A 10,349-nucleotide genomic window follows, 5' to 3' on the forward strand; every position below is an offset into this window, starting at 1 on the left:
CGGATCCCCATGACTGCCTCGCCCGAACCGACCGATGCCATCGCCATTCCCGACAGCCCGCTGGCGGTATTGCAGCAGGTATTCGGCTACCAGTCCTTCCGCGACGGCCAGCAGGAAATCATCGAGGAGGTGGTAGCCGGGCGCGACGCCCTGGTGATCAAGCCCACCGGCGGCGGCAAGTCGATCTGCTATCAGATCCCCGCCCTGTTGCGCCCGGGCCTGACGGTGGTGGTGTCGCCGCTGATCTCGCTGATGAAGGATCAGGTGGACACCCTGGTCGCCAACGGGGTCGCCGCGGTCTATATCAACAGCGCGCTCAGCCGGGAAGAGATGCTGCGCCACTTCGCCGGCCTGCGCCGGGGCGAGATCAAGCTGGTCTATGTGTCGCCGGAACGGTTGCTGCAGCACGAATTCATGGAGCGGCTGGGGGAGCTGGAGCTGGGGCTGTTCGCCATCGACGAGGCCCACTGCATCTCCCAGTGGGGCCACGATTTCCGGCCCGAGTACGCGGCGCTGGGCCGGCTCAAGCAGTGGTTCCCCCGGATCCCGGTGATGGCGCTCACCGCCACCGCCGATGAGGCCACCCGCCAGGACATGCTGAGCCGGCTGAGCCTGACCGATCCGCTGATCCATATCGCCAGCTTCGACCGGCCCAATATCCGCTACACCCTGGTGGAGAAGTTCAAGGGCATCGACCAGCTGTTGCGCTACGTGGCCGAGCAGCCGGGGCAGTGCGGCATCGTCTACTGCTCCAGCCGCAAGCGGGTGGAGGAAGTGGCCGAGCGGCTGCTGTCCCGCGGCCACAGGGCCGCCAGCTACCACGCCGGACTGCCGCTGGAGCTGCGCCAGTCGGTGCAGGAGCGGTTTATCCGCGACGATCTGGACATAGTGGTGGCCACCGTTGCCTTCGGCATGGGCATCGACAAGCCCAACGTGCGCTACGTGGTGCACTACGACATTCCCAAGAACATCGAGTCCTACTATCAGGAAACCGGCCGGGGCGGGCGCGATGGCCTGCCGGCGGAGGCGCTGCTGCTGTACGATCCGGGTGATGTGGGCCGGGTGCGGCGGCTGCTGGAGAACAGCGACAACGAACAGCAGCTGCAGGTGGAGCTGTACAAGCTCAACGTCATGGCCGCCTTCGCCGAGTCGCTCACCTGCCGGCGCCAGGTGCTGCTCAACTACTTCGGCGAGTACCAGCGCGAGCCCTGCGGCAACTGCGACATCTGCCTGGATCCGCCCAAGCGCTACGACGGTACCGAGGATGCCCAGAAGGCGCTGTCCTGCGTCTACCGGGTGGGCCAGCATTTCGGGGTCATGTACGTGGTGGAGGTGCTACGCGGCGCCGCCACCCAGCGCATCCGCGAGCACGGCCACGACAAGCTGTCCACTTACGGCATCGGCAAGGACAAGAGCCAGGAGCACTGGGTCAGCGTGATCCGCCAGTTGATCCACTCCGGCCTGCTCACCCAGAACATCACCCGCAACATGGTGCTGCAGCTGACCGAGGCGGCCCGGCCGGTGCTGCGTGGCGAGGTGCGGCTGGAGCTGGCGGAGCCCCGGCTGGTACGGGTGAAGCAGAAGGACAAGGGCGAGGCGGTCTTGAGCCGGGCCGAGGACAGGGCGCTGTTCAAGGAGCTGAGGCAGTTGCGCAAGCAGCTGGCGGAGGAGGCGGACGTGCCGCCCTACGTGGTGTTCAGCGACGCCACCCTCACCGAGCTGGCCCGCTACCGGCCGAAAACCGAGTCGGAGCTGCTGGGCATCAACGGGGTGGGCATGCGCAAGCTGGAGCGGTTCGGCGCGGCCTTCCTGGCGCTGCTGCGCCGGCAGGAGTAGGGCCCACCATCAGCGGACCCTGTGCGGGCATTACAGGCTGGCGAAGTAGGCGGCCAGATCCTCGATGTCCTGGTCGGACAGCGGCTTGGCCATGGGGGCCATGATGGGATCATTACGCTCGCCGTCGCGGAAGGCTTTCAGCTGCTTGGCGGTGTAGGCGGCTTTCTGGCCGGCCAGGTTGGGGTAGATATCCATGGCGGAAATCCCTTCGGCGCCGTGACAGGCGGCACAAACGGCGGATTTCGCCTTGCCCGCTTCCGCATCGCCGGCGGCAAAGGCGGGAGCACTGATCAACGCCATCAGGGCGGCGGCTGTCATCAATTTTTTCATCGTTGAACTCCGTTATTATATATAGACAAGTTGCTTCCGAGCTTCCTTAAACGACTGTTTCCGCAGGCAGACCCCGCCGGCCTCTCGGCGCGGGCTCGACACGGCATCTCCGGCGTGTCATGGTCTGCTTATCGGCACTTGGCCACCGCGCCCGAAGGTACGGCGTCGGGATCAGCCATTTACTGAGCCGAGGCAGTATAAAGTAAGCCATGGTGAAAAAGAAAACACGGTCGACGGCAACAGGATGAAAATGTGATATTAAACAATCTATATGCAACTTTTGATTGGGCCGGCACTCGGGTCGAGCCGACGCCGCTGCAGTCGCCCCGGCTGTTGTTGCTGAATCGCACCCTGGCCGAGGAGCTGGGCATGCCATTGAGTGAGCGGCAGTGGCTGGACATCACCGCCGGCACCCGGCTGTTGCCGGAGATGGAGCCCTTCGCCCAGGTTTACGCCGGCCATCAGTTCGGCGGTTTCAGTCCACGGCTGGGCGACGGCCGCGCCCTGCTGCTGGGCGAGGTGGTGGCCCCCGACGGGCAGCGCTGGGATCTGCATCTCAAGGGTGCCGGCAAGACCCCCTATTCCCGCTTCGGCGACGGCCGGGCGGTGTTGCGTTCCTCCCTGCGCGAATACCTGGCGTCCGAGGCCATGCACCACCTGGGCATCCCCACTACCCGGGTGCTGTGCCTGGTGGGCAGTGAGGAGCCGGTGTTCCGGGAGCAGGTGGAGCCGGGCGCCTCCGTGCTGCGCGCCGCCCAGAGCCACCTGCGCTTCGGCCATTTCGAATATTTCTACTACAGCGGCGAGCCGCAGCGCATCCCCGCCCTGCTCGACTACCTGATCGAGACCCAGTGGCCGGAGCTCGGCAAGGACCAGGCCGGCTATGCCGCCCTGTTCGAGCGGGTGGTGGAAGCCACCGCCATCCTGATCGCCGAATGGCAGACGGTGGGTTTCTGTCACGGAGTGATGAACACCGACAACATGTCGATGCTGGGCCTGACCCTGGACTATGGCCCCTACGGCTTTCTCGATGCCTACGATCCGGGCCATATCTGCAACCATTCGGATCACGGCGGCCGCTATGCCTACGATCAGCAGCCGGCGGTAGGCATGTGGAACCTGCAGCGGCTGGCCCAGGCGTTGTCCGGGGTGATCGAGCTGGAGTCATTGCAGCAGGCCCTGGGCAAGTACGAACACCGGCTGATGTCGACCTATTCCGAACTGATGCGACAGAAACTGGGGCTGGATGCCTGGGAGGACGAGGATCCGGCGCTGTTCCGCGACATGTTCAACCTGATGGCGGCACAGCGGGTCGATTACAGCTGCTGGTTCCGCCGGCTGGCGCAGCTGGCGCCCGACGGGACAGTGCCCGAATCGCTGCTCGCCCTGCTGAGCGACGCCGGCGCCTGGGACGACTGGTTCGCCCGCTACCAGGCCCGGCTGGCGCGGGACGGTAAGTGCCAGCCGGATCGGGCGGCGCAGATGAACGCGGTCAACCCCAAGTACGTGCTGCGCAACCACCTGGCCCAGCAGGCCATAGAGCGGGCCGAGCAGGGCGACATGAGCGAGGCGGACCGGCTGCTGATGGTGCTGGCGCGGCCCTTCGACGAACAGCCCGAATTCGATGATTACGCCGCCCCGGCCCCCGAATGGGCCGGACAACTCTGTATTTCCTGCAGTTCCTGACGATGAAGACACTGACTACCGACATTATCCTGACCATGGAAAACTTTCCCGCCTGGGCCGAGGCCCTGGTGCGGGAGCTGGAGCTCGAGCTTGTCGAGCGGGAGGAGGGCGCCGACTACCACCAGTGGCTGGTGGCCTTCGAGGGCAGTCGGCTGCTGCTGTGCTTCCAGCACTATGCGGACGCCGCCTGGCTGCAGCCGCTGGGCGAGCAGGATCGGGACGCATCCGACTGGCTGACGGCACAGTGGAACCGGGGCCTTTCCCGTTAGGGCTGCTTTTATCTTTAAGTGAAGACAAATTCCCGAAGAACGGCTAAAATGGTGCCGCTTCGCATTCCGGTGCTCAAAAACAAGGCGGTTGTCAATTGACGGCGCGGCCTTATACTGCGGCCTGTCCAGACCGCACCGGGATGGGTTCCCTTACCCCATTGAACAAAAAGGTGAAAACATCGTGATTTCTCCCGCTCAATACCGCACGGCGCTGATCCGGCTGTCGCTGTTTCATGTCGCCATCATCGCCGCCAGCAACTACCTGGTGCAGTTGCCCTTCACCCTGTTCGGCTTCCACACCACCTGGGGGGCGCTCAGCTTTCCCTTTATCTACCTGGCCACCGATCTGACGGTGCGTATCTTCGGTGCCGGCATGGCCCGGCGTATCATTTTCTACGTGATGTTGCCGGCGCTGGCCACTTCCTACGTGCTGTCGGTGCTGTTCTTCGAAGCCCGTTACCAGGGGCTGGCGGCCCTGTCCGAGTTCAACCTGTTCGTGGCCCGCATCGCCCTGGCCAGCTTTATGGCCTATGTGCTGGGCCAGATCATGGATGTGTCGGTGTTCAACCGGCTGCGCCAGATCAAGGCATGGTGGGTGGCGCCGACCTGTTCCACCATCTTCGGCAACCTGGTGGATACCCTGGCGTTCTTCAGCCTGGCCTTCTACCGCTCGCCGGATCCCTTCATGGCGGAACACTGGGTGGAAATCGCCTGGGTGGATTACACCTTCAAGCTGGTGTTCAGCCTGGCGCTGTTCGTGCCCGCCTACGGCCTGCTGCTCAAATACCTGAGCCGCAAGTTTGTGGGCGAGCCCGCACCACGGGTACAGACCGGCTACTGATGGCGGCGCGGCGAGGACGGGTTCCGGTGGTGGCCACCGGAGCCCGTTTTTTATTGGAGAAAAGCGAGAAATTTGTTTGCAATTATAAATGATAACGATTATCGTTAACTTGCTTTCCGGGAATGACTTCCACTTCTTCTAGGTGTAGGTGAAGACAACTTGCGAAGGCACGACATTGCTCACATTGCTTCCAGAGTTTTCAGGCCGGCTTTTATGCCGGCCCTTTTTTTAGCACCAGTTTACGAGCTGCTGTGCTCGGCCATACGTCGTTGAAAAACGGCTCAAAATGCTCATGTACTACTTGTACACTCCGCTTTCTCGCCGATTTTCGCCTAGCCTGGCCATCGCTCGCGACGCTCGTACACAGGTTCTTACATTTCCAGCAGCCGCTTCACCAGCTTGCCGATACCGGTATCCGCCTCGGCGATGTTCTCGGCCAGCATGTAGGCGGGGGTGGAGATCACCTTGTAGTGGCTGTCTTCCACCACGTCGGTCACGGCGCAACCGATATGCTCGCCGCCCATGGCGGTGAAGGCGTCGGCCACACCCGCATCCGTGCCGATGGTGCCCTTGACCCCGGCCGGATAGGCGTGGGGGATCAGCACCGGGGCGATGCAGCAGTAACCGGCGGGCTTGCGGGCAGCGGCGAAGGCCTTGCAGGCGGCCAGCACTTGCGGATCCACCCTGGTGTCGGCCCCCTTGGAGGCGAAGTCGCACAGGTTCTTGGCGGCGCCGAAGCCGCCGGGCAGCAGCAGGGCGTCGAAGTCGGCGGCATTCAGCTCATGAAGTGGCCTGATCTGGCCCCGGGCGATGCGGGCGGCTTCCTCCAGCACGTTGCGGCCGCCGGCCTGCTCTTCGCCGGTGAGGTGGTTCACCACATGATGCTGGAGCTTGTCGGGAGCGAAGCACTGGTAGCCGGCGCCGTGGCGGGACAGGTGCAGCAGGCACAGCACGGCTTCGTGGATTTCCGCGCCGTCATAGACGCCGCAGCCGCTCAAGATAACGGCAACTTTTTTCATATGGCTCTCCTTTTGTCGGCTTTCAAAATTGTGATCCAGCCCCGGGTGCTCCCCCGGAACTGTGCTAGCATTAATTCCGGTCAACAATTGCGCAGATCTTCTTTGCTGCCGACTTTCCACATCCCAAGATCAGTTATCAAGATCCTTATGTAAATTATAAGTCACTGATAAATATATTTTATTTTATTTCATCAAGATCCGGTCACGATCCCCTTTTCACAGAGTTATCCACAGCTCCGCCGGGCTCCGCCGTGGTGTCCCTGGCCCTGCTGTGGCATTCTAGCGGCCAACGTACCAACGAGAAAGACACCATGGTTGCCATTCCTGCCAAACCCCTGATCCTGGTCGATGGATCCTCCTATCTGTACCGTGCCTATTTCGCCTCCCAGCAGGCCGATCTGCGCACCAGCGACGGTCGTCCCACCGGCGCCATCCGGGTGGTGACCAATATGTTGCGCAGCCTGCACAAGCAGTTTCCCGAGTCCCGGGTGGCGGTGGTGTTCGACGCCAAGGGCAAGACCTTCCGTAACGACATGTACGCCGACTACAAGGCGAACCGGCCGCCCATGCCCGACGATCTGCGCAGCCAGGTGGAGCCCATCCATGCCATCATCCGCGCCATGGGCCTGCCGCTGCTGATCGAGGACGGGGTGGAGGCGGACGACGTCATCGGCACCCTGGCGCGCCAGGCTACCGAGCAGCGGCTGGACGTGGTGATCAGCACCGGCGACAAGGACATGGCCCAACTGGTGTCGGATCATGTGCTGCTGATGGATACCATGAAGAACAGCTTCATGGATCGGGAAGGGGTGATCGAGAAGTTCGGGGTGCCGCCGGAACGGATCGTGGATCTGCTGGCCCTGGTGGGCGACAAGGTGGACAACATTCCCGGCATGCCGGGGGTGGGAGAGAAGACGGCCCTGGCGCTGCTGCAGGGGCTGGGCTCCATCAAGGATGTCGCTGCCGATCCGGAGCGGATCGCCGGGTTGGGCTTCCGCGGCGCCAAGACCTTCGCCGCCAAGTTTCTCGAGCACCGGGAGATGGTGCAGTTGTCCCGGGAGCTGGCCACCATCAAGACCGACGTGGCGCTGGAGTTCGGTCCCGCCGAGCTGCAACCGGGCGAGCCGGACCGGGACGCCCTGGCGACCCTCTACCGGGAATACGAGTTCAGGAGCCTGCTGGAAGAACTGGAGCGGGGCGAGGGGAAGGCGGCCGCCGCCGAACCGGCCACGCCGGCCCCGGAGACCGACTACCAGCTGGTGCTGGAGCAGGAGCAACTGGAAGCCTGGATCGAACGGCTGCAGGGGGCGCCCTATTTCGCCTTCGATACCGAGACCACCAGCCTCAACTACCGGGATGCCCGGGTGGTAGGGGTGTCCTTCGCGGTGGAGCCGGGACGGGCCGCCTATGTGCCCTTCGGCCACGACTACCTGGACGCGCCGGCGCAATTGAGCGAGGAGGCGGTGCTGGGGGCGCTCAAGCCGCTGCTGGAGGACGAGCAAAAGGTCAAGCTGGGCCAGAACCTCAAGTATGACGCCAATGTGCTGAAAAACCACGGCATCCAGATGAAGGGCGCCCTGCTCGACACCATGCTCGAATCCTATGTGCTCAACTCGGTGCAGACCCGGCACGACATGGACAGCATGGCGGCCTTTTTCCTCAATCAGGACACCATTTCCTTCGAATCCATCGCCGGCAAGGGCGCCAGGCAGCTCACCTTCAACCAGATCCCGCTGGAGCAGGCGGGGCCCTACGCGGCGGAAGACGCCGACATCACCCTGCGGCTGCACCACCATCTGGCGCCGAAACTGGCGGCCGAGCCGGAGCTGCAGCGGGTGTTCGAGACCATCGAGATGCCGCTGGTGCCGATACTGGCGCGCATGGAATACACCGGGGTGCGCATCGACAGCCAGCTGCTGGCCATCCAGAGCGACGAGATCGCCAAGCGGCTCAAGGAGCTGGAGCAGGAGGCCCATACGCTTGCCGGCGAGCCCTTCAACCTGAGCTCCACCAAGCAGCTGGGCGAGATCCTGTTCAACAAGCTCGAGCTGCCGGTACTGAAGAAGACCCCCAAGGGGGCGCCGTCCACCGCCGAGGAGGTGCTGCAGGAGCTGGCGCTGGACTACCCGCTGCCCAAACTGCTGATGGAGCACCGGGTCCTGAGCAAGCTCAAGTCCACCTATACCGACAAGCTGCCGCTGATGGTCAACGAGCACAGCGGCCGCATCCATACTTCCTACCACCAGGCCAACGCCGCCACCGGCCGGCTGTCGTCCTCCGATCCCAACCTGCAGAACATCCCCATCCGCACCCCGGAAGGGCGGCGCATCCGCCAGGCCTTCGTGGCCGAGCCCGGCTACCGGCTGGTGGCGGCGGACTATTCCCAGATCGAGCTGCGCATCATGGCGCACCTGTCCCGGGACCAGGGCCTGCTCGACGCCTTCGCCAGGGGGCTGGATATCCACAAGGCCACCGCCGCCGAGGTGTTCGGGGTGGCGGTGGAGCAGGTGACCGGCGAGCAGCGACGCCGGGCCAAGGCCATCAACTTCGGCCTGATCTACGGCATGAGCGCCTTCGGACTGTCGCGCCAGCTGGGCATTCCCCGGGCCGAGTCCCAGGCCTATATGGACATCTACTTCGAGCGCTACCCGGGGGTGCTGCGCTATATGGAGGAGACCCGTACCCAGGCCGCCGAGCGGGGCTATGTGTCCACCCTGTTCGGTCGCCGGCTGTACCTGCCCGAGATCAACGCCAAGAACGGTGCCCGGCGCAAGGGCGCCGAGCGTGCCGCCATCAACGCTCCCATGCAGGGCACCGCCGCCGACATCATCAAGCAGGCGATGATCCGGGTGGACGCCTGGCTGGCCGGGCTGCCGGAAGGCGAGGTGCGCATGCTGATGCAGGTGCACGATGAACTGGTGTTCGAGATCCGCGAGGACAAGGTGGACGCCTACAAGGAGCAGATCCGGACCCTGATGGAGCAGGCGGCGACCCTGGACGTGCCGCTGCTGGTGGAGGCCGGGGTGGGGGACAACTGGGATCAGGCTCACTAAAGCGGTAGTTCACTAACAAAATTGAAAATATATTACGTAAACTGCTTTTTTTATCTGGTCAGCTGCTGTACAGTTTGCGGCGTAGGGTACAGAGGTAAGGCGTTATGTCTTACAACCTTTTATTTCACGTAATTGAATATGGCTGGCTAGGCCGCCCCTGGGGTTTCCCGGGGGCATTTTTTTGTCCGCCATCCGGCGATAGCTTCCTTTCGTCGGGGGCAGCCCCTGCCCATGCTCCCGTAAGCCCTTCCCGAACGACGAGTAATACACATATTTAATGTTGCTTAATTACGTTATAAATCGCCGTTCCTGCTGTCGGCGCCGTGCTGGCTTTTGCCCGGTGGCGCCGTTATCATCGGGCCAGAGTTAGTCGGGGAGCCCCAGGGCTGAGACGGCATCGCCGGACCCGCGAACCTGATCCAGTCAATGCTGGCGTAGGAAACTAACGGGCGGGCGCCAGCCGGCCGGTCACTCCGCGCCAGGGGAGGACCATAAGGACATGCACAACCACAAGGCCGTTATTCTGACCATCGCCGGCTCCGACAGCGGCGGCGGCGCCGGCATTCAGGCCGACATCAAGGCCATTTCCGCCACCGGCGGCTATGCCTGCTCGGTGATCACCGCCCTCACCGCCCAGAACACCCGTGGCGTCAGCGCCGTGCATCCGGTGCCCCAGCCGATGATCCGCGCCCAGTTGGAGGCGGTATTCGGCGATCTGCCGGTGGCGGCGGTGAAGGTCGGCATGCTCGGCGACGGCGCGACCATCCGCACCGTGGCCGAGGCGTTGCGCCGTTATCGGCCGGCCCACCTGGTGATGGATCCGGTGATGGTGAGCGCCAACGGTGACATGCTGCTGGCCGAGGAGGCGGTGGCCGCCCTGCGCGAAGAGCTGCTGCCTCTGGCCGACGTGATCACTCCCAACCTGCCCGAGGCGGCCCGCCTGACCGGCCGCGACATCCCCGCCGGCCCGGGGGAAGTGGAGCCCCTGCTGGCCGCCCTGTCCGGCCTCGGCTGCCGGGCGGTGCTGCTCAAGGGGGGTTTTTGGCAGCGGGAGGCCCGCAGCCCCGACTGGCTGATCACCGCGGACGAGGTGCGCTGTTTCGATGCGCCGCGGGTGGTCACCGCCAACACCCATGGCACCGGCTGCACCCTGTCCGCCGCCCTGGCCTGTTACCTGGCCCAGGGCCTGTCGCTGGAGCTGGCGGTGGCCAGCGCCAAGCACTACATCGACAGGGCCATCCTGGCCGGCAGTACGCTGCGCATCGGCGGTGGCAGGGGGCCGGTGGATCACTTCTTCCGCCGCTAGGCGGGGTTG

Annotated in this window: 8 protein-coding genes and 1 riboswitch; of the genes, 6 read left to right on the forward strand and 2 right to left on the reverse strand. The window is 64.0% G+C overall.

Translation table 11 applies throughout. The features are described from left to right. Positions 1 to 9: 9 nt before the first annotated feature. Positions 10 to 1,836, forward strand: a complete 1,827-nt coding sequence (gene recQ / locus C7H85_RS10740; RefSeq protein ID WP_106729714.1) for a DNA helicase RecQ — start codon at positions 10 to 12, stop codon at positions 1,834 to 1,836. Positions 1,837 to 1,866: 30 nt separating this feature from the next. On the opposite strand, the gene C7H85_RS10745 is transcribed toward recQ, so the two are convergent. After that, positions 1,867 to 2,166, reverse strand: coding sequence for a c-type cytochrome (locus C7H85_RS10745; RefSeq protein ID WP_106729715.1), 300 nt, complete (start codon positions 2,164 to 2,166; stop codon positions 1,867 to 1,869). Between the two features lie 252 nt (positions 2,167 to 2,418). Between C7H85_RS10745 and C7H85_RS10750 the strand changes: the two genes are divergently transcribed. The 3 genes from C7H85_RS10750 (at position 2,419) to C7H85_RS10760 (ending at position 4,962) form a co-directional block, all read left to right on the forward strand. Continuing rightward, positions 2,419 to 3,852 (forward strand): protein adenylyltransferase SelO, encoded by a 1,434-nt coding sequence (locus C7H85_RS10750; RefSeq protein WP_106729716.1) that lies wholly within the window; start codon positions 2,419 to 2,421, stop codon positions 3,850 to 3,852. A gap of 2 nt (positions 3,853 to 3,854) precedes the next feature. Beyond that, positions 3,855 to 4,121 (forward strand): DUF3630 family protein, encoded by a 267-nt coding sequence (locus C7H85_RS10755; RefSeq protein WP_106729717.1) that lies wholly within the window; start codon positions 3,855 to 3,857, stop codon positions 4,119 to 4,121. 178 nt (positions 4,122 to 4,299) lie between these two features. Then, entirely contained in the window at positions 4,300 to 4,962 is a 663-nt protein-coding gene (locus C7H85_RS10760) for a 7-cyano-7-deazaguanine/7-aminomethyl-7-deazaguanine transporter (protein WP_106729925.1), read from the forward strand. A 371-nt stretch (positions 4,963 to 5,333) separates the two neighbouring features. Here the strand turns inward: C7H85_RS10760 and elbB are convergent, their stop codons facing one another. Next, entirely contained in the window at positions 5,334 to 5,981 is a 648-nt protein-coding gene (gene elbB, locus C7H85_RS10765) for an isoprenoid biosynthesis glyoxalase ElbB (RefSeq protein WP_106729718.1), read from the reverse strand. Positions 5,982 to 6,292: 311 nt separating this feature from the next. Here elbB and polA point away from each other — a divergent pair, with 311 nt between their 5' ends. Further along, entirely contained in the window at positions 6,293 to 9,034 is a 2,742-nt protein-coding gene (gene polA, locus C7H85_RS10770; RefSeq protein WP_106729926.1) for a DNA polymerase I, read from the forward strand. A gap of 361 nt (positions 9,035 to 9,395) precedes the next feature. Further along, positions 9,396 to 9,492: riboswitch (TPP riboswitch) on the forward strand. A gap of 41 nt (positions 9,493 to 9,533) precedes the next feature. After that, the gene (thiD, locus tag C7H85_RS10775; RefSeq protein WP_106729719.1) at positions 9,534 to 10,340 is read left to right on the forward strand and encodes a bifunctional hydroxymethylpyrimidine kinase/phosphomethylpyrimidine kinase; all 807 of its coding nucleotides are present in this window, start codon (positions 9,534 to 9,536) and stop codon (positions 10,338 to 10,340) included. The last annotated feature ends 9 nt before the right edge of the window (positions 10,341 to 10,349 follow it).

The organism is Zobellella endophytica (assembly GCF_003012775.1).
Taxonomy (GTDB): Bacteria; Pseudomonadota; Gammaproteobacteria; order Enterobacterales; family Aeromonadaceae; genus Oceanimonas; species Oceanimonas endophytica.